Annotated in this window: 19 protein-coding genes and 3 tRNA genes; 11 read left to right on the forward strand and 11 right to left on the reverse strand. The window is 65.7% G+C overall.

Going from position 1 to position 19,437, the window contains the following annotated elements; genetic code table 11:
* Positions 1-24 precede the first annotated feature (24 nt).
* The gene (locus FYJ91_RS13575; protein WP_149522808.1) at positions 25-549 is read left to right on the forward strand and encodes a response regulator; all 525 of its coding nucleotides are present in this window, start codon (positions 25-27) and stop codon (positions 547-549) included.
* Positions 546-1,208, forward strand: a complete 663-nt coding sequence (locus FYJ91_RS13580; RefSeq protein WP_246152624.1) for a hypothetical protein — start codon at positions 546-548, stop codon at positions 1,206-1,208. Before FYJ91_RS13575 ends, FYJ91_RS13580 begins: the two co-directional genes overlap by 4 nt.
* Here the strand turns inward: FYJ91_RS13580 and FYJ91_RS13585 are convergent.
* The 4 genes from FYJ91_RS13585 to FYJ91_RS13600 form a co-directional block, all read right to left on the reverse strand.
* A complete protein-coding gene (locus FYJ91_RS13585) occupies positions 1,205-1,858 on the reverse strand; it encodes a Dabb family protein (RefSeq protein WP_181008511.1) in 654 nt (217 codons plus the stop codon). The two genes, FYJ91_RS13580 and FYJ91_RS13585, sit on opposite strands and share 4 nt — an antisense overlap.
* Positions 1,851-2,177 carry a hypothetical protein gene (locus FYJ91_RS13590; RefSeq protein ID WP_149522810.1) on the reverse strand — a complete coding sequence of 109 codons (327 nt, stop codon included), beginning with the start codon at positions 2,175-2,177 and terminating at the stop codon, positions 1,851-1,853. Before FYJ91_RS13590 ends, FYJ91_RS13585 begins: the two co-directional genes overlap by 8 nt.
* A gap of 87 nt (positions 2,178-2,264) precedes the next feature.
* Entirely contained in the window at positions 2,265-2,696 is a 432-nt protein-coding gene (locus tag FYJ91_RS13595; protein WP_149522811.1) for a nuclear transport factor 2 family protein, read from the reverse strand.
* 90 nt (positions 2,697-2,786) lie between these two features.
* Positions 2,787-2,872 (reverse strand) — tRNA-Tyr (locus tag FYJ91_RS13600).
* Positions 2,873-2,997: 125 nt separating this feature from the next.
* On the opposite strand from FYJ91_RS13600, the gene rlmB reads away from it, so the two are divergent.
* Positions 2,998-3,741 carry a 23S rRNA (guanosine(2251)-2'-O)-methyltransferase RlmB gene (rlmB, locus tag FYJ91_RS13605; protein WP_149522812.1) on the forward strand — a complete coding sequence of 248 codons (744 nt, stop codon included), beginning with the start codon at positions 2,998-3,000 and terminating at the stop codon, positions 3,739-3,741.
* Between the two features lie 118 nt (positions 3,742-3,859).
* Here rlmB and FYJ91_RS13610 read toward each other — a convergent pair whose 3' ends face one another.
* Positions 3,860-4,177, reverse strand: coding sequence for a 2Fe-2S iron-sulfur cluster-binding protein (locus FYJ91_RS13610; protein ID WP_149522813.1), 318 nt, complete (start codon positions 4,175-4,177; stop codon positions 3,860-3,862).
* Positions 4,178-4,251: 74 nt separating this feature from the next.
* Between FYJ91_RS13610 and FYJ91_RS13615 the strand changes: the two genes are divergently transcribed.
* Positions 4,252-4,896: a DNA-3-methyladenine glycosylase family protein gene (locus FYJ91_RS13615; RefSeq protein WP_149522814.1), complete on the forward strand. Its 645-nt coding sequence runs from the start codon at positions 4,252-4,254 to the stop codon at positions 4,894-4,896.
* Between the two features lie 60 nt (positions 4,897-4,956).
* Entirely contained in the window at positions 4,957-6,228 is a 1,272-nt protein-coding gene (locus tag FYJ91_RS13620) for an NAD(P)/FAD-dependent oxidoreductase (RefSeq protein ID WP_149522815.1), read from the forward strand.
* A gap of 68 nt (positions 6,229-6,296) precedes the next feature.
* Here FYJ91_RS13620 and FYJ91_RS13625 read toward each other — a convergent pair whose 3' ends face one another.
* The 6 genes from FYJ91_RS13625 to infA form a co-directional block, all read right to left on the reverse strand.
* Positions 6,297-8,807 (reverse strand): TonB-dependent receptor, encoded by a 2,511-nt coding sequence (locus FYJ91_RS13625; protein ID WP_149522816.1) that lies wholly within the window; start codon positions 8,805-8,807, stop codon positions 6,297-6,299.
* A 333-nt stretch (positions 8,808-9,140) separates the two neighbouring features.
* Positions 9,141-9,216, reverse strand: a tRNA-Phe gene (locus tag FYJ91_RS13630).
* 74 nt (positions 9,217-9,290) lie between these two features.
* Positions 9,291-9,467 carry a DNA gyrase inhibitor YacG gene (locus tag FYJ91_RS13635; RefSeq protein ID WP_149522817.1) on the reverse strand — a complete coding sequence of 59 codons (177 nt, stop codon included), beginning with the start codon at positions 9,465-9,467 and terminating at the stop codon, positions 9,291-9,293.
* Positions 9,445-10,446 (reverse strand): ribonuclease, encoded by a 1,002-nt coding sequence (locus FYJ91_RS13640; protein ID WP_149522818.1) that lies wholly within the window; start codon positions 10,444-10,446, stop codon positions 9,445-9,447. Before FYJ91_RS13640 ends, FYJ91_RS13635 begins: the two co-directional genes overlap by 23 nt.
* Positions 10,439-11,041, reverse strand: a complete 603-nt coding sequence (locus tag FYJ91_RS13645; RefSeq protein WP_149522819.1) for a Maf family protein — start codon at positions 11,039-11,041, stop codon at positions 10,439-10,441. Before FYJ91_RS13645 ends, FYJ91_RS13640 begins: the two co-directional genes overlap by 8 nt.
* Before the next feature lie 13 nt (positions 11,042-11,054).
* Positions 11,055-11,273, reverse strand: coding sequence for a translation initiation factor IF-1 (gene infA / locus FYJ91_RS13650; protein ID WP_003049127.1), 219 nt, complete (start codon positions 11,271-11,273; stop codon positions 11,055-11,057).
* A 133-nt stretch (positions 11,274-11,406) separates the two neighbouring features.
* On the opposite strand from infA, the gene FYJ91_RS13655 reads away from it, so the two are divergent.
* The 6 genes from FYJ91_RS13655 to FYJ91_RS13680 all read left to right on the forward strand — a co-directional run bounded on the left by FYJ91_RS13655 (position 11,407) and on the right by FYJ91_RS13680 (position 19,426).
* A complete protein-coding gene (locus FYJ91_RS13655; protein WP_246152625.1) occupies positions 11,407-11,898 on the forward strand; it encodes a flavin reductase family protein in 492 nt (163 codons plus the stop codon).
* 38 nt (positions 11,899-11,936) lie between these two features.
* On the forward strand, positions 11,937-14,714 hold the full coding sequence (gene polA, locus FYJ91_RS13660; protein ID WP_149522820.1) for a DNA polymerase I: 2,778 nt from the start codon (positions 11,937-11,939) through the stop codon (positions 14,712-14,714).
* Positions 14,715-14,749: 35 nt separating this feature from the next.
* Positions 14,750-16,222 (forward strand): lipopolysaccharide biosynthesis protein, encoded by a 1,473-nt coding sequence (locus FYJ91_RS13665; RefSeq protein ID WP_181008544.1) that lies wholly within the window; start codon positions 14,750-14,752, stop codon positions 16,220-16,222.
* On the forward strand, positions 16,219-16,701 hold the full coding sequence (folK, locus tag FYJ91_RS13670; RefSeq protein WP_149522822.1) for a 2-amino-4-hydroxy-6-hydroxymethyldihydropteridine diphosphokinase: 483 nt from the start codon (positions 16,219-16,221) through the stop codon (positions 16,699-16,701). Before FYJ91_RS13665 ends, folK begins: the two co-directional genes overlap by 4 nt.
* Positions 16,702-16,718: 17 nt before the next feature.
* A tRNA-Lys gene (locus tag FYJ91_RS13675) sits at positions 16,719-16,794 on the forward strand.
* A gap of 346 nt (positions 16,795-17,140) precedes the next feature.
* Positions 17,141-19,426: an ATP-dependent helicase gene (locus tag FYJ91_RS13680; RefSeq protein WP_246152626.1), complete on the forward strand. Its 2,286-nt coding sequence runs from the start codon at positions 17,141-17,143 to the stop codon at positions 19,424-19,426.
* Positions 19,427-19,437: the final 11 nt, after the last annotated feature.

Consider the following 19,437-nt stretch of genomic DNA (forward strand, 5'->3'; position numbering starts at 1 on the left):
CTCACGAGGCAACGAGGCGCGCGGATGATGTACGGCGGTTACGATCTTGCGCCCTGTGCGGATGGGCTGATGCTCATCCGCGCGTCGGCAGCCATCATCGGGCATCCCGATAGTGTGCAGCCGTCCGCCGGCGGCATGCCCCGCACGCGCGAAGCATCGGCGCTCGACGAACTGACGTTCGACGCGCGCATGCTCTTCGTCGAGGATGACGAACATATCGCCGATGTGATCGGCATCATGCTCGAGGATCTGGGTTTCGATCTGGTCCACGTCCCCAGCGGCGAAGATGCGCTCGCGATGATCGACCGCGACAAGGACGGCTTCGACATCGTGATGACCGACGTCATCATGGGTGGCATAAGCGGCGTGAGCCTCGCCAAGAAGGTCCGATCGATGCACCCGGCTTTGCCGATCATCCTCGCCTCGGGATACAGCGACGAGATCGTCGGAGGCTACAACACCGGCTTCGAACTCATCCGCAAGCCGTTCTCGCGGCGCGAACTGATCGCCTGCCTCGCACGGCACCTGAAAGCCGACGGCGCGGCTTGACCCCGCTTATCGTGGCTGACCCGGAGCGCAGGCTCGCGCTCGCTTATGCCCCTGCCCATGCCCGCCCCGCGATCGAAACGCTGTGGCTGATCGACGAGCGGATGGGTGCGATCGTCGCGGCCGCGCGCGAACCCGCGATCGGGGCGATGCGCCTCATCTGGTGGCGCGACGCACTCGCCGCTCTCGACCAACGCGAGGCGCCGGCAGAGCCGCTGCTCGCGCGGGTTTCCGCCGCGCTGCTGCCCACCGGGATCGCCGGCTCGGATGTGTCGGCGATCGAAGAGGGATGGTCCGCACTGCTCGACGGCGAGACGCCCGACGAGGAGATGATGCGCCTCCATGCATCGCGCGGGGCGGTGCTGTTCGCGCTGGCAGCCCGCGCCCTCCGCGCCGACGCGAGCGACGTCACGACAGCCGGTGAAGGCTGGGCGCTCGCCGATCTTGGCCACCGCATCAGCGTAGCTGCGCCTGCCGCACAAGCGCGTGGGATGGCGGCCGAGCGCCTGGCGACCGTCAACCCGCATCGCTGGCCCCGCGCGTTGCGAGCTTTGGGCCTGCTGACGCTGCTGGCGACCCGTGACGCGGGCACCGAAGAGCGCCGTCAGGGATCACCCGCCCGCGTCCTGCGCGGCGCGCTCTACGGCCTCACCGGGCTCTAGCGGGCATAATCCGCCATCACGCTGTTCGTCAGCGTACTGGCGCTGTGGCACAGCCGGTCATCGACCATGAACTCGGGCATCTCGCAGTCGAACCAGCGGTCGACGTGCCCCCAGTGATAAGCGCTCGACATGTAGAGCCCGCGCAGGCCGTCGAGTGACGCATATTCCTGTTCCCACACATAGTGCCACCTTTTGGCTCCACGCGCCTTCACGACCGGATTGAGCGCCCAATTGACGATCGTATCGATATAATCGGGCATCGCCGCGACCTCGTCGCCGAACTGTTTCTCGATCGCCGGATCAACCGTCTTGAAGAAGCTGAGGAAGAGGGCGCGATAGACACCGTTGGCAAGCGCGGGTTGCGGCACCGAGAAGCGCGAGACAGCATAAGCCGCAGCATCGAGTTGCTGTACGATCGGATCGGCCTCGATCGCATCGAGCACCGCATCGATCCCACTCGCGACCCAGGCTGCCTCGTTGGCGAAGTGGGTATGCCAGACCTTGTCGCCGCCGTTGAAGCTGACGGGCAAGCCGTCGCCGACATAGTTGAGGTCGGCCTGCACCTGCGCAGTAGCGCGAGCGATCAGCGCGTCGCGCGCGCCAGCATCGCTATCGGGGGCGAAGGTGATGAGCGCGGTCTGCTTAAACATGGGCCGCAGCCTCCTCATGCGCGCGGCGGTCGCGCCAGACGACCAAAGGCGCGATCTTCGCCCAGAAGCCCCGCACCGCCGGCATGCCCGCACCACCCAGCCGCGCTTTCCAGAAGCCGGCCGTGTCGGGCACGCTCCACACGAAGGTCAGCCGATTTGATTGGCCGGTCAGGTAGATGGGCGGGCTGATCAGCGCCTGCTCCAACTCCATGCCCCGCGTCCGCGCGGTCGGCGCATATTCGTCCATATAGGCTTTGTGCACCTCGGCCGCGCGCCCGGGCACGGCATCGATGATATCTGTGATGGTGATCTTCGCCATGCCTCTCCCCAGCCTCTGTCTGCGGTTATCGAATCACGACCTAGCAAACGGAGAATGCTCCGGATAGCTGGTCTGGGGTATTCGGGATCAGATCTTCCGGTCGACGATCCGGTCCTCGGTGAACTCCGTCACGACCTGGCGCTCAGCTATGCGCCAGCCCTGGGCGGTGCGGGCGTAGCGATCATGATAGGTGATATGCATGATGAAATCGTCATGCCTGCCGTCGTCACGTGGCGTCAGGTGATGCGCGAGCGAGTAAATCTCGCCGGCCCCTGCGTCCCCATCGACCACGATCCGTTTGTTGAGGACGGTGTGATAGGTCCGCACGTAGCGGTTGAGCTGCGGCGGAATTTTGGCGAGGTCGGCACCGCGATATTCGAAGCCTGCGCCGAACAGTCGGGCATCCGGCGCGAACTGCGCAGTGAAGGTCTCCGGGCTGCGCGTATCGACGCCATGCGCATAGCCCAACACCAGCTTCTCGATCGCGCGCTCGTCCGCAATCCCCTGCACGTCCGCCATATCCCTCTCCTCATGCTTCGTTTTGCGGATAGCATCAGGCAGTGCCGGACCAATCGGTCCGGCCGCAGTTTTCCGGCGATGTGGGGAAGATGGTGGATGGGGCTGGATTCGAACCAGCGTACGCTTGCACGGGCAGATTTACAGTCTGCTGCCTTTAACCACTCGGCCACCCATCCAGAGGCGCCAAAAGCGAGGCGCGTCTTTGGCAACCCGAACCCCGCCTGTCAACGCAGCGGACGCAGAAATAATGACGTTCAGCCCGAAGCTTGCATCATAAGGCCCGAACGACGATAGCGCGGCCATGCGCAAAGGCCATCGTCCGTCCCAGCCCGCCAGCGGCAAACCCCGTTTCTGGGGGCGTCATGCCGTCATCGCGGCGCTCGCCAATCCCGAACGCACCGTGCGCCGTATCTGGGCGACGCGCGAGGCGATCGCGGCGCTCGATATCCCGCCGATCATCCCTGTCACCTTCGCCGATGTCGCGGATCTCGGCCGGATGGTGCCATCCGATGCGCCGCATCAGGGCCTGGTGGCGGAAGTCGATCCGCTGCCCGACATCTGGCTGGGCGACCTGCTGGAGCGCGGGCGCGACGATCGCCGCCCGCTCGTGGTCCTCGACGGCGTGACCGATCCGCACAATGTGGGCGCGGTGCTCCGTTCCGCCGCCGCGTTCGACGCGCTGGGCATCGTCACGCAGGATCGCAACGCGCCGACCGAATCGGGCGCGCTCGCGCGGTCGGCGTCCGGCGCGCTCGAACTGGTGCCGTGGGTGCGCGTGGTGAACCTTGCCCGCGCGCTCGACGAGATCGCCGAGGCCGGCTTCTGGCGCGTGGGCCTGACCGGAAAGGCCAGGGGCACGCTGGCGCAGGTGATGGGCGAATCGCGGATCGCGATCGTGTTGGGCGCCGAAGGCGAAGGAATGCGCCAGAACACCGAGGCGCATTGCGACGAACTCGCCAAGCTGCCGATTTCGCCGCGCGTCGAGAGCCTCAATATCTCCAACGCGGCCGCGATCGCCCTCTACGCCATTGCCACGAGGGGCTGACCTAGAGCCCGGCAACGGGCCGCAGGCCCACAAGGCCGAAAGGCCGCCCGCGCTTATTGCGCGGACGCCAAGGCGGGCGGATGCCCGCCGCCCGGCACCTGACGGCTAAATCAAAAAATCAATCTTCCGGCGCAATCGTCACGATCATGCCATCGAGGTCATCCTTCATGATCACCTGGCACGACAGGCGCGAGCCTTCGACGCGGTGATCGGAGCTGTCGAGGAGCTCGTTTTCATCATCGCTCATTTCGGGAAGCAGGCTGGCGAAGGCCGGATCGACGATCACATGGCAGGTCGCGCACGAACAACAGCCGCCGCACAGCGCCAGTAGCTCGTCGACGCCATTGTCGCGAATGACTTCCATCACCGACAGGCCGTCCTCGGCCTCGAAGACCGATTCGTCGCCTTCGCGGGTGATCACGACCAACTTTGCCATTAAACGCTCCCCAGAAACCCTTTAACGAGGCGGCTATCGTGCCCGTCGCGCGAAATCAAGGGAGCGGAGACGTCATGGGCCTGACAGCCGAGCAATTGCAGCGCAGCCTCGACGCGATTGCCGGGATCGAGCCGGTGATCGAACGCCGATTGGCGGAAATCGGCTACCCCGAGCCCCGCATCCGCGATCGTGGCTATCAGACGCTGCTGCGCACGATCGTAGGCCAGCAGGTGAGCGTGGCCGCCGCCGCATCGATCTGGGCCAAGCTGGAATCGGTTGTGGGATGCGATCTGGTTCCCGAGGCGGTGGCGGCCGCACCCGACGATCTGCTGCGTTCGGCAGGGCTTTCGCGGCAAAAGGCGGGCTATGCCAAGAGCCTGGCCGAGCATGTCGCGAGCGGCTCGATCGATTTCGCCAACCTGCCCGCTGACGATGAGGAAGCGATTGCGCAGATGACGGCGATCAAGGGAATTGGGCGCTGGTCGGCCGAGATCTACCTGCTGTTCGCCGAGGGGCGCGGTGATATCTGGCCGGCGGGGGACCTGGCCGTGCAGATCGAGATGGGTGTATTGTTCGGTCTGCCCGAGCGCCCGTCCGAGCGCGAGACTCGCCGGATGGCGGCCCACTGGAGCCCACATCGCGGCGCGGCGGCGGTTTTCGCCTGGCACGCTTATGGCACCCGCCTGAGTGGCGAAAAAGCGGGCAAACTTCCCCTCTGACCGCTTGCCTCTGCTTTCCTGTGGCGACATTGTGCGTCGCAACAGGAAAGCAGAGGCAACATGACGGACATCGGCAGACGGGGACTGTTGGCAGCGGGCATTGGCGGAGCGGTCGCCGCCGGATTGTCTGGCGGGCGCGCTGAAGCGGAATCGAAGCCTCGCGCGCCTGCGATCAACAGGAAGTTGCCCGACATCGTCGTGGTAGGCGCGGGCGCGTTCGGCGCGTGGACCGCGCTGGAGCTGCGCGAGCGCGGCGCGCGCGTCACGCTGCTCGACAGCTATGGCGCGGGCAATGCGCGCGCGACATCGGGCGACGAAACCCGCCAGATCCGCTCTGCTTATGCCGATCGCGAAATCTATAGCCGCTGGGCCGACCGCGCCTTCACGCTATGGCACGAGCGGCAGGCCGAGTTCGGGCGGCGCCTGATCTTCGCCAATGGCGTCCTCTCCCCCAACGAACCGATCAACCAGTTCGAAGCGGAGAGGCGTATCTTCGCGAAGCTCGGCATCCCGTTCGAGGTGCTGGATGCGGACGAGTGTCGCAAGCGCTGGCCGCAGGGCGGCTTCGACGGCGACGAGCGCGCCCTCTACGAGCCGCGCGCCGGTACCGTGAAGGCGCGCGAAAGCCTGATCGCGGTCACAGAGACCTTCGTCGCCAAGGGCGGGGAGGCGCGGATCGCCATGGCGAAGCCGGGCGCGAACGCGGGTGGGCGTATCAGCGACCTTGCCCTGTCCGATGGCAGCCGCCTGTCGTGCGGGGTCGCGCTGTTCGCCTGCGGCCCGTGGCTGCCGACCGTTCTACCCGACATCTTGACCGGCTTCGTGCGTCGCACCCGATCGGAGGTCTTCTACGTCGGATCGCCGCCGGGAGATCTGAGCTACCATTGGGAGCGCTTTCCCAACATCTGGCACGGGGGTGGCGGCTATTCGCTCTCCGATGTGGACTATGGCTATAAGATCGCGCCCGGCATGGGGGTGAACCTGCCGATGGATCCCGATCGGGACGAGCGAATCGTATCGCCGATCATGTGGGATATCGCCCGCCGCTTCGTCGCACGACGCACGCCGGGCCTTGTCGGACAACCGATGGTCGCGAGCCGGGTCTGCTCGCTGGAAAATAGCGACAACAGCCATTTCATCATCGATCGCCACCCCGGCCTCGCGAACCTGTGGGTCGCAGGCGGCGGATCGGGCCACGCTTTCAAGATGGGGCCGATGACCGGCCGTTACATCGCCGAGCGCATACTGGGCATCGCCGATCCCGCCGAGGAACGCGCGCTGTTCGCGCTATCGGCGCACAAGCCCTGGCCCGCGCCGACGACGCCCGCCTGATCCCCAAAAGAAAAAGGCGCGGTGGAAAGGGACCACCGCGCCTTAGGGGGCTTTCGCTTAGGGGATTATCAGAACTTGATGGTCGCTTCGACGCCGTAGGTCCGCGGCATGTTGAAGTTGCCATACTCGCCCAGCACGTTCGCGATGCTACCCGTGCGGACGTTTGTCGCGGTCGGGCCACTCGGCAGAGCCTGGGTCGGATCGCGACGATAGACGTAGGCGGTGTTGAACAGGTTGCGACCCCACACGCCGACGGTCAGCTTCTGATCGCCGTCGCCCATGTTGATGTCCGCCAGCGAGATGCGGCCGTTGAACACCAGCGAGGAGTCGTTCTTCCGCGCATAAGCGTCGAACGTCTGCGTAGCCTGCGCATAGTTGCCATCGAAGTGGAACTTCAGCGTGGTGTCACCGCCGCCGACCGGCAGAGCATAGTCGATCGAGCCGCTGGCCGCGTTACGCGGGGTGAACACGACGTAGAACTGCTGGTTCACGGTGGTCGAGTCGGTCACCACGCCAGCACCGTTGCGCACCGAGTAGGTGATCGGCGTCAGCGGCAGCTTGGTGTAGGTGTAAGCATAGCTGGCGTTCAGCGTCAGGCCTTCGACCGGACGGACGGTCAGATCGGCTTCGATACCGCGGATCTTCGCCTTCCCCGGAAGATTGATCGTCTCCAGGTTGTTGAAGGTGCTGGTGCCGAAATACAGGAAGCTGTTGATGTCGACCTGGCTGTCCTTGCGATCCATGATGTAGCCGGTCAGGTTGAAGCGGGCGCGGCGATCCCAGAAGTCCGCCTTGATGCCGGCTTCGTACGACTTCACCGATTCCGGATCGAACGGCAGGTAGTTGATGGTGCGCGAGCTGGCGCCACCGGCGCGGTAGCCGCTGGCATATTTCGCATAGACATGAACGTCGCTGCTCAGGTCATAGGCGACCGTGACCATCGGGTCGAAGCGGTTCCAGGTGCGATCGAGCGGGGCGTAGCCGCGCGCAGCGCCGAGCGCCGGATTGGCCTGATAGTTGACGCCGCCGGCGATCAGAAGATCACCGTGCTTCTTGTCCTTCGTGTAACGGCCGCCAGCCGTCAGGTGCAGCGCTTCGGTCGCATGCCAGGTCGCCTGGCCATAGACCGCGTAGCTGCGCGAGCGAACTGCCGATGCGCGGTCGATCGTGGCGAACGGGTTGGTGAACACGGCCGGGTTGATCGTGTAGCGCAGGCCATCCGCACCGACGTCGGGCTGGCCGTCGCCATTGGCGTCGGCGTTCCAGCGGTTGGAGCTCGGCGTTGCCGCGTCGTCGCTGACGCGCTCGTTGAAGTAGAACAGGCCCGCGACATAGTCGAAGTTGCTGATCGAGCCGACGGCCTGCAGTTCCTGGCTGAACTGGCGCTGGCGCAGGTTCGCAAGGCTGTAACGGCTGAAGAGGCTGCCAGGCGTGTAAACAGGCGGACGGTGCGCGCCGCCGGCATTGTCCCACTGCTCAACATTCACGCCGCGCCATGCGGTGATCGAGCGGAGTTCGATTTCCGGGGCGAGCTTCCACTTGAAGCTGTTGGTCAGGCCGAAGGTCTTGTCGACGCTGGGCTGCTGCACCACGCCGATATCGGCATTGCGCATCAGGGTCTTGCCGTTGGTGACGACGCCGGTCGGAACCGGGCGCACGACGCCGGTCAGGCTGGTGTAGTTGGTGCCGGGCAGCACGCAGCGCGGCGAAGCCGCCTGGGTACCAGCGGCGCAACCATAAGGGTTGAACGCCAGCAGCTGGCTGTAGAACGGCGAGTTCTTGTCCTGCGCCTTGTCGAACGAGATGTCGTTGGTGATGCCGTCGATCGGCTGCCAACGGACGGCGATGCGGCCGCCGATGCGGTCGTAATAACCCCAGCCGGTCTGGCCTTCGAGCGGGTTCTTCGTCGTCGGGCCCTGATACTGCTTCACCGCGTCGATCTTGACGGAGAAGTTGTAGAATTCGGGCAGGTCGACGTGCGCGGCGCCGTTATAGGCACCGAGATTGCCGAAGCCGCCTTCGAAGCGGCCACCAAACTTGCCGCTCGGCGCCTTGGTGACGATCGAGAGCGCGCCGCCTTCGGTGTTACGGCCGAACAACGTGCCCTGCGGACCCTTGAGGACTTCGACCCGCTCGGTGTCGAACAGCGCGGCGTTCAGGCCGTGCTGGCGGCCGAGATACACGCCGTCGATGTAAACGCCCACGCCCTGCTCACGGGCAGGCTGGTTGGCGTCGAGCGGCACGATGCCGCGGATACCGATGGTGAGCGCCGACTGGCGCGCTTCGAAGGTCGTCACGCGCAGCGAGGGGACGCCGCCGTCGGCGAGGTCGAACAGGCTCTGAACGTGACGATCCTTGATCATCTCCTGGTTCACGACGCTGATCGAGATCGGGGTCTTCTGGAGGCTCGTCTCGCGCTTCGTCGCGGTCACGACGATGTCGCTCAGGCCCGTGACGTCCTCAGGCGCAGCGCCCGGCGTCGCAGCTTCCTGCGCATTTGCGATGACAGGCATGGCGAGCATGGCGGCGGCGGCACCACCGATGAGCAGCTGCCGGCGAAGACCGGTATCAAAACGCATGAGAGAGTTCCCCTTTGACAGGACTTGCTGTCCCGTTGGGGGCGGCCTCTACACAGCGTGTGAGACACTTTTGTTGCACTCGCCGTCATCGAATGACAGCATCGACTTCGCATTTGCGCCATCTATGCTGCAGCGCCGAAAAGAGCGTGGGTTTCCGTGTTTTTTCGACGCCCGATCGCGCCTGAGTATATTCGCCACACCGAATCTTTTTCGTTCGACCGGCTTTGGGCGGTCGAAAATCCACGCGTTTCGACAGCGGACGCGAAACATCTGCACGAATCGCCCGCCAAGCGCCGCGAAACACTCGCCAAATAGCTGATATGTTTTGGAAAGTGGTGCCCGGGGACGGGGTCGAACCGCCGACACTGCGATTTTCAGTCGCATGCTCTACCAACTGAGCTACCCGGGCACGGGAGCGTTGGAGCGCGTGCCTATAGGGTCGTCATTCCGGGACGTCCAGCCCCCAATTTCGGCCGACCCAAATCAGTCATAGTCGCGCTCCCCGGCGTCCGGATCGGCGGGCGGGCCGGGAATGCGATAGCCTTCATCGAGCCATTGCAGCAGATCGCGATCGCGACAGCCCTGGCTGCAGAAGGGGTCGGTCGCGGCAACGCTCGGCTTGCCGCAGAGCGGGCATTTAGGGGTTTTGGGCTTCCGCATGTCCCGCCGATATGGCGAGACCCGGCTCGCCCCGCAAGCGCACCGGCGCGCCGATCCGCCGTTCGAGCTCGGCGATCCAGTCGGGGCGGCGCTCGATCGCGGCGATCACGACGGGGGCGGCCGTCAGCGTGCGTGGGCCGATGCCGTGCGCACGCTCCGCCCGGCGTAGCAGCGCGCGGGCCGCCGAACCGACCGGATCATGATGCAACCGCTCGGGGATCGACATCCGCGCCCGCCGCCGCACGATCTGGAGAAAGCCGAAACCGTTGACGGCGGTGCGATCGAAAGGCTGGGGCAGGATCGCGTCGACCGCCTCCGCTGCCGCCAGCCGCGCGGCCTTGCCCTCGACGGTCGGAAGGTCGATGCCGATCGACCCGCCGATATCGTGCCGGCGGATCAGCGTCGCGGCCGCCCATGCTCCGGCCACCGCGAGGTCTGCGATCGGCAGCCAGCCGTCGACGTCGATCAACGTCATCGCCGGGGTCAGCGACAGGCGCAGCGCCCCGCCGTCGAAATCGGCATGGCCGCTCGCCGCTTCCTCGATCAGTTCGGACCAGCCAGCGGCTTCGAGCAGATCGGGGCCGAATGTCCCCAGCTCGCGCACGGGCACGCCATCCGCCGCGATCCGTGCGCGCAGGTCGGGACCGGGCACGGCCACCGCGTCGGCGACAGCCGCCCGCGCGATTGCCAGCTTGGCGCGCCCCGGTTCGGCAATCGCGGCGCGTGCGATTTCGACCAGCAGTCGCCCGCCCTCGGTCACGCCGCGGGGCAGCGGCTCGATCATCGCCTCGGTGCCGTCTTCGAGCGTCACGATCCCGCGTCGCCCCGGCGCGGTAATCCGCGTCAGCCGCGCCGGGGCGATCGTGCCCGCGCGCAGGCCGTCGTCATCGGCCTCGATCGCTGCCTGTATAATAGAGTCATTGTCGACGAGCGCGGCCCGCGCCTCGCCAATGCCGGCTTCATAGAGCCACTCAGGCATTGCCATCCGTGGGGACGCCCGCCGCGATCAGCAGCGCACGAGTTTCGAACAGAGGCAGGCCCATCACACCCGAATAGCTGCCCGACAACATCCGCACCCAGCTTTCGGCATAACCCTGGATCGCATAGGCGCCCGCCTTGCCCTGCCATTCGCCCCGCGCGAGATATGCGTCGATCTCGGCATCCGAGAGCGGCTTGAACGCGATAATGCTCGAAGAGACGCGATGCCGTGCGGCCCCGGCCGCGTCGATCACCGTCACTGCCGAATGGCAGCGATGCCGCCGCCCGCCGAGCAGCTTGAGGAAGGTACGCGCCTCGGCTTCCTCATCGGTCTTGTGGAGGAGCCGTCGTCCCGCCGCGACCACCGTGTCGGCGCCCAGCACCACCGCACCCGGATGCCGAGCCGCGACGATCGCCGCCTTTTCCGCTGCGATGCGCTTCACATAGGCAAGCGGAAGCTCACCCTTGCGTTCGGTTTCGTCGATGTCGGCGGGATCGATCGCGTCGGCTTCGATCCCCAACCGGCCGATCAGTTCGCGGCGGCGCGGGGACGAGGATGCGAGGATCAGGCGCGGGCGCGCGACGACATCGGCCATGCGCCCGTTCACCTTATTTGAAGCGATAGGTAATACGGCCTTTGGTCAGGTCGTAAGGGGTCAGTTCGACCAGCACCTCGTCGCCCACCAGCACGCGGATGCGGTTCTTGCGCATCTTGCCGGCGGTGTGGCCGAGGATCTCGTGATCGTTTTCCAGTCGGACGCGGAACATCGCGTTGGGCAGGAGTTCGACCACCTGGCCGCGCATCTCCAGCAATTCTTCTTTCGCCAAACCTTGCCTCTATGTGTTTGAACCGTCGAAAGTCGCGCCGCCCATAGCCTTATGGCCGCAAAAAGAAAAGCCGGGGGGCTTTGCGAAAGCGGGATGAGCGGCTAGCGGGGGAGTGAAACAGTTAGAGGAATAGATGGTGACCGAAGAGGCGCTGAGCAACGGCTTCCGACAGGCAATGCGCCGGCTGGCGACCACGGTCGCGCTGATCACTTCGGGCCGGGATGAGAATTGGGCGGGGATGGCGGCGACTGCCGTCGTCTCGGTCTGCGCCGAACCCCCGACGATCCTGGTCGCGGTCAATCGTTCGGCCAGCCTCTATCCCACGCTCCACGCCGAAAAGCGCTTTTGCGTTAACCTGCTGTCCGAACGGCACAAGGAACTGGTCGGGATCTTCAGCGGCCAGAAGAAAGGTTTCGCCCGCTTCGAGACCGGCGGCTGGGAAGCCGGCCCCGGTGGCCTGCCCGTCTTGCCCGACGCGCTGTCGGCACTCATCTGCAACACGGTTTCGACCGTCGACGTCGGCACCCACACCCTGTTCATCGGCCAGGTCGAATCGATCATCAACCATATGGACATCGATCCGTTGATCTGGGTCGACGGCGGGATGGCGAGCGCGGCGCGCTAACCTTCCAACTCGTTCCGGGGGCTGCTATCCCCCGCGCCATGTCTTCCAATCATCTCTATCTGGTCGACGGCTCGGGCTACATTTTCCGCGCCTATCACCGCCTGCCGCCGCTCACGAATCGGCACGGCACCCCCGCGGGCGCGGTGTTCGGCTTCACGACGATGCTGTGGAAGCTGGTCGACGAGTTGCACAAGACCGACGGCCCGACCCATCTCGCCGTGATCCTCGACGCTTCGTCGAAGACATTCCGCAACGAGATGTACGATCAGTACAAGGCACACCGCCCGCCGCCGCCCGAAGACCTGGTCCCGCAGTTTCCGCTGATCCGCGACGCCGTTCGCGCCTTTTCGGTGCCATGCATCGAGGAATTGGGGCTGGAGGCCGACGACATCATCGCCTGCTATTCCGAAGCGGCGATGGCGGCCGGATGGAAGGTGACGATCGTGTCATCGGACAAGGATCTGATGCAGCTGATCCGTCCCGGTCTCGACCTGCTCGACACGATGAACAATCGGCGACTGGGCCGCGAGCATGTGCTGGAGAAGTTCGGCGTCGAACCGGAGCAGCTGGGCGACGTGCTGGCACTGATGGGCGACAGCGTCGACAACGTCCCCGGCGTTCCCGGCATCGGCCCCAAGACCGCGAGCCAGCTGATCCAGCAGTTCGGCGATCTTGCCACCGTCCTCGCCTCGACCGACGCGATCACCAAGCCCAAGCTCAAGCAATCGCTGATCGACCATGCCGACAATGCCCGCCTGTCGCGCGAACTCGTCCGGCTGAAATGCGATCAGGCGCTGCCCGAGCCGCTCGACGACCTCGCACTCAAAGGCCTGCCGCCCGAGCCGCTTCGCGCCTTCCTGGAGGATATGGGATTCAAGTCGCTGCTCGCGAAGGTGGGCGGCACGTCGACCGGCGGCCCGACCGTGCTCGCGCTCGCCCCGACCGGGCAGGAGGCTCCACCCCCGCCACCCAAGCTCGACGCGGTGCCGTTCAGCCACAAGGATTATGAAGCTGTCGTCGACGAAGATGCGCTCGATCGCTGGATTGCCGAGGGCTTCAAATGCGGTCGCATCGCGGTCGACACCGAAACCGATTCGACCGACCCGGTCCGTGCACGCCTGGTCGGCGTCAGCCTTGCCACCGCACCGGGCAAGGCCTGCTACATCCCGCTCGCGCATATCGGCGACGGGCTGCTATCCGAAACACCCCGGCAGATCGCCAAGGCGACCGCGATCGCGAAGCTGAAACCGCTGCTCGAAGATCCGTCGATCCTGAAGATCGGCCAGAACATGAAGTACGACATGGTCGTGTTGGCACGCGAGGGCATCGCGATCGCCCCCTATGACGATACGATGCTGCTCAGTTACGATCTCGACGCGGGTCTTGGCGGGCATGGCATGGACGATCTCGCGCAGCGCCACCTCGACCATGCCTGCATCGAATTCAAGACGGTGTGCGGCACCGGCAAGGCGCAGATCACCTTCGACAAGGTCACGCTCGAACGCGCGACCGAATATGCCGCCGAAGACGCCGACGTTACGTTGCGGCTGTGGCAGACACTCAAAGGCCGGCTGGCCCGCGAAGGCGCGACGCGGGTCTATGAACTGGTCGATCGCCCGCTCGTCCCCGTCCTCGCGCGGATGGAGCAGGCAGGCATCAAGGTCGATCGCGAGGAGCTCGCGCGTCTCTCCGCCGAATTTGCGGGCGAGGCCGCGCGGCTTGAGGGCGAGATCCACCAGGAGGCTGGCGGCCCCTTCACTGTCGGCAGCCCCAAGCAGTTGGGCGACGTGCTGTTCGACCGCATGGGCCTGAAGGGCGGGCGCAAGGGCAAGTCGGGGGTCTATTCGACCGACGTCAACGAACTGGAGCGGCTTGCGGGCGAAGGCGTGACGATCGCGCGGATGGTCCTCGACTGGCGCCAGCTCACCAAGCTGCGATCGACCTATACCGAAGCGCTGCAAGGGCAGATCAACCCGGCGACAGGCCGTGTCCACACCTGCTTCTCTATGGCGGTCGCGCAGACCGGCCGTCTGTCGTCGACTGATCCGAACCTGCAGAACATTCCGATCCGCACCGAAATGGGTCGCCGCATCCGCGACGCCTTCGTGGCCGAACCGGGCAAGGTCATCCTGTCGGCGGACTATTCGCAGATCGAACTGCGCCTCGCCGCACACATGGCCGACGTCCCCGCGCTCAAGGAAGCGTTCGCCAAGGGCGACGACATCCACTCGCTCACCGCGCAGGAGGTTTTCGGCGAAGTCACCCGCGATACCCGCGCGCGCGCCAAGACGATCAACTTCTCGATCCTCTACGGCATCTCCGCCTTCGGCCTCGCCAACCGGCTGGAGGTGCCGCGCGCCGAGGCGCAGGCGATGATCGAACGCTATTTCGCGCGCTTTCCCGGCATCAACCACTATATCGCCGCGACCCTTGCCGAAGTGCGCGAGAAGGGCTTCGTCACCACCCTGTTCGGCCGCAAGACCCATCTGCCGTGGATCCGATCGTCCAAGCAGGGCGAGCGCCAGTCGGCGGAACGCCAGGCGATCAACGCGCCGATCCAGGGCACGAGCGCCGACATCATCAAGCGCGCGATGCTGCGCATGGAGCCTGCGTTGGCGGCGGCGGGCCTGGCCGACGTGCGTATGCTTCTGCAGGTGCATGACGAACTGGTGTTCGAGCTTGCCCCCGATCAGGTCGAGGCCGCGAGCGTCGTGATCCGCGACGTGATGGCGGGCGCGTGCGAACCCTATGTGACGTTGTCGGTGCCGCTGGGCGTCGAAATCGGCACCGGGCCGAGCTGGGGCGCCGCGCATTGAGCCTGCCCCCCGAGATCGCCCCCGAAAAGGGCGAGATGCCAGTCAAATCCGGTGACGACATTCAGGCGCTCGCCAAGGGCGGACGCACCAATTTCTTCGGCTTCCTGCTGCGCCTTGCCGCGCGGCTGCCGTTCCTGTTCATCGCGGGCCGCTGGTACGGCGCCGACGCGCTGGGCCGCTTCGCTTATGCGATCATCATCGTCGAGTTCGTGGCGACGCTCGCGACGCTCGGCCTGAAACGCGGCCTGGCCGAACAATTGTCGGCGACCGATCGGCCGCACGTCCATGTCGTGTGGGATGCGCTGCTGCTCGGCGCGATCGCGTCGGCGATCACCGCGACCACGCTGGGCATGCTGCCCGAGCTGATGTTCCCCAACAGCGGGATCAACGGGCTCGAATGGCTTCTGCCGCTCACGATCTTCGCGCTCGCCTGGTCGGACATATCGCTGGCGGCGCTCGCCTATCGTCTCGATATCGGCGCGACGGTACGCGCGCGATCGATCATCGAGCCTTGGACGATCAGCATCGCCGCATTCGGCCTGGCTTTCTATTCGCTGCGCGACGGCCTGATCATCGCCTATGTCGTCTCGATGGGTGCGGCATTGATTGCGTCGATCATCCCGCTGATGCGCAGCTTCGGCTGGCCCCGCGGCTGGCGCCCGCGCCCTGCCGGGCTGCTCTACATCGTCAAGCGCAACGTGCCGCTGGCTGCCGCCGATGCGATCGAATGGGGATCGCGCCGGCTCGACATCGCGATCCTCGGCCTGTTCTTCTCGCCCGCGATCGTCGGCGTCTATTATGTCGCACAACAGGTCGCCTCGCTGCCGCAAAAGCTCAAGACCAGCTTCGATCCGATCCTGGGCCCGGTCATCACCCGCAATCTGGAAGCGGGCAACAAGGCGGCGGTGGCGCAGCAGGTGCGCCAGGTCGGCTTCTGGATCATCGCCGCGCAGGCGGGGATCGGCCTTGCGCTGGGCATCACCGGCGAGGGCGTGATGGGTCTGGTCGGCCCGAACTTCGTCGGCGGCGCGATGGCGCTCTCCTTCCTCCTGCTCGCCGAAGTGGTGGCGGCAACGGCGGCGGTGTCCGAATCGGCGCTGATCTATGTCGCGCGCCACATGAACCTGATGATCTCGCTCGGCATGATCGGCATCCAGATCGCGCTCAGCTTCGCCTTCGTGATGGTGATGCGCGACGAGCTTCATTTGCCGATCTTGTGGCAGGCGGCGGCGCCGGCGATGGCGCTGGCGGCAGCCCTCGGCATCGCATCGGTGATGAAGTCGACGTTGCTCTCACGGCTGCTCGGCGCGCCGGTTTCGGGCTGGCGCTGGCCGCTGATCTGGGCGGCGGTGGCGGGCGGTACGGTCGGCATCGTGGCGGTGCGGTTGCCCGAATGGGTCGAACTCGCCTTCGGTATCCCGCTGATCCTCGCGGCCTTCGGCGCGGTCATCTGGCGCTTCGGCTTCACCAAGGAAGACCGAACCCTGTTCCGCCTCAAGGAGGCATGACCTACCGATACGCGATCGCGCTCGGCTCCAACCGGCGCCACGGCCGCCACGGTTCGCCGGCAGCCGTGCTGCGCGCCGCAATCGCCGCGCTGGAGACCGAAGGGCTGAGGATCGTCGCGACCTCGCCGATCCTCGCAACCCCCGCACTCGGCCCCGCCGGCCGCGCCTTCGCCAACGCCGCGATCCTTGCCGAAACGCCGCTCGATCCCCCGGTGTTGCTCGCCCTCCTCAAGCGGATCGAGCGCAGCTTCGGCAGACGGCCGGGGCGGCGTTGGGGGCCGCGCGTCCTCGATCTCGATGTCATCCTCTGGTCGGGCGGAATATTCCGCACCCGCCGACTGTCGATTCCGCACCGGGAAACCGCGAAGCGCGCCTTCGTCCTGAAGCCGCTCGCCAGGATCGCCCCGCGCTGGCATCTCGGCGCGGGGCGCGTAGCACACGCCCTCGCACGCCTTGACCGCGCCCGCCCTCGCTCCTAGAGACCCCAGCCTTGGTCGAGCTCGTAGCTCAGTCGGTAGAGCAACGGACTTTTAATCTGTAGGTCATGGGTTCGAATCCCATCGAGCTCACCAAGCACCCGGCACCGTCCATTTCGGCACAGATTGTTATCGCACTGCAACGTGCGCGTAACGCAATTGTCTCGCGGCGCAGCGTTCAAACTTCGCACTGGCAAAAGTCACGGAAGTCTCACATTTGAGATGAGCCGTTGTGTCGTAGCGTTCAAAAAACAAATCTCCCCGGAGTGCAGGATGCTGACGATGTCCCCCGCCACCGCTGTCGCGCCGCAACTCGTTCTGAACGTGCGCCATGCAGCCGGTTTCGCTCTGTCGACCATGTTGTGGCTCGCGATCGGCGCCGCCTTCCTGTGATGCAAAGACGGGGTTGCCCGGCGCTGCTCCGTTCCCTACCTGTTCGCGGGTGACTGACAGCGTACCTGCCCCCGAACCCGGCTATATCCAGGGCCTGAACCCGCCCCAGCGTGAGGCGGTGCTCACCACCGAAGGCCCGGTCCTCGTTCTCGCAGGTGCCGGCACCGGAAAGACCGCCGCACTGACCGCCCGCCTCGCGCATCTCGTTGCCACGCGCCGTGCCTGGCCTTCGGAGATCCTGGCCGTCACCTTCACCAACAAGGCCGCGCGCGAAATGCGCGAGCGGGTGGGCCGGCTTCTCGGCGAAGCGGTCGAGGGCATGCCCTGGCTCGGCACCTTCCATTCGGTCGCGGCGCGGATGCTGCGGCGACATGCCGAACTGGTGGGCCTCACCCCTACCTTCACCATCCTCGACACCGACGATCAGCTGCGCCTGATCAAGCAGATCCTGGCCGCCGCCGATCTCGACGAGAAGCGCTGGCCCGCGCGCCAGTTCGCGGGCGTGATCGATCGCTGGAAGAATCGTGGCCTCACCCCGGCGGATATCGACGCGGGCGAATCCGAACAATTTGCCAACGGGCGCGGCGGCGAGCTTTACGAGCAATATCAGGATCGCCTGCGTGCGGTGAACGCCTGCGACTTCGGCGACCTGCTGCTCCACATGCTCACCATCCTGAAGACGCATCGCGACGTGCTGGAAAGCTATCAGGAACGCTTCCGCTATGTGATGGTCGACGAATATCAGGATACGAACAGCGCCCAATATCTGTGGCTCCGCCTGATCGCGCAGCGCCGCAAGAATATCTGCTGCGTCGGCGACGACGATCAGTCGATCTATTCGTGGCGCGGTGCCGAAGTCGCCAACATCCTGCGTTTCGAACGCGACTTTCCGGGCGCCGCGGTCATCCGCCTCGAACAGAATTACCGATCGACCCCACACATCCTGGCCGCCGCATCGGGCGTGATCGCGAACAATGGCGGGCGGCTGGGCAAGTCACTGTGGACCGAGGCGGCCGAGGGCGAGAAGGTGCGCGTCGTCGGTGTCTGGGATGGGCCCGAGGAAGCCCGCCGGGTCGGCGAGGAGATCGAGGCGCATCAGCGAAATGGCGGCGGGCTCGACGACGTCGCGATCCTCGTGCGTGCGCAGTTCCAGACGCGCGAGTTCGAAGACCGCTTCATCGCGATCGGCTTGCCCTATCGCATCGTCGGCGGCTTCCGCTTCTACGAGCGCGCCGAAATCCGCGACGCGCTCGCTTATCTGCGCGTCATCAGCCAGCCGGCCGACGACCTAGCCTTCGAACGCATCGTCAACACGCCGAAACGTGGGCTGGGTGACAAGGCGGTGTCGAAGCTGCACATGCTGGCGCGCGCCGAGGGAATCCCGCTGACGCTCGCCGCCGCGCGCATCTTGGGCACGGATGAACTGACCCCGCAGGCGCGCCGCGCGCTCGGCAACCTCGTCGGCGACATCGCGCGCTGGCGCGACCGGATGAACGACCTTCCCCATGCCGAACTGACCCGGCTGGTGCTGGAGGAATCGGGCTATACCGCGATGCTGCAGGCGGAAAAATCGACCGAGGCCGACGGTCGGCTCGAAAACCTTTCCGAACTGGCGCGCGCGATGGAGGAGTATGAAAACCTCCCCGCCTTCCTCGAACATGTCAGCCTGGTCATGGACAATGATGCCGATGCCGACGCGGCGAAGGTGACGATCATGACGATCCACGCCGCCAAGGGGCTGGAATATGGCACGGTTTTCCTGGTCGGTTGGGAGGAGGGCGTCTTCCCCTCGCAACGCGCCCTAGACGAAGGCGGCCTCGCCAGTCTCGAAGAGGAACGCCGCCTCGCTTATGTCGCGATCACGCGCGCGCGACGGAAATGCACGATCGTCCACGCCGCCAACCGCCGCATCTACGGGCAGTGGACCTCGTCGATCCCGTCGCGCTTCGTGGGCGAATTGCCCAAGGAGCATGTCGATGCCGAGACAACGATGTCGGGCGGCGAATCCTTGTGGCGTGCGCAATGGTCCGAACAGTCCGATCCGTTCGCGCATGTCGCCCGCGCGCAGGGGCGTGGCCCCGGCTGGCAGCGGGCGGCGGCGGTCGGGCCGATCCCCAAATCGCCGGGCGCCAGCGGCCGCGTCCTCGAATCGCGCGCTTCGGCGGTCAGCATCGCGCAGCCCTCACGCAAGGACATCGCGCTGGGCACCCGCGTCTTTCACACCAAGTTCGGCTATGGCGCGGTCGTCGAGATCGAAGGCAACAAGCTTGAGATCGATTTCGAGCAATCAGGACGCAAGCGTGTGCTGGACAGCTTCGTGAGCGTACCGGGCTGATTTCCGCGCGT

It is taken from the genome of Sphingomonas montanisoli (genome assembly GCF_008274695.1).
GTDB lineage: Bacteria > Pseudomonadota > Alphaproteobacteria > Sphingomonadales > Sphingomonadaceae > Rhizorhabdus > Rhizorhabdus montanisoli.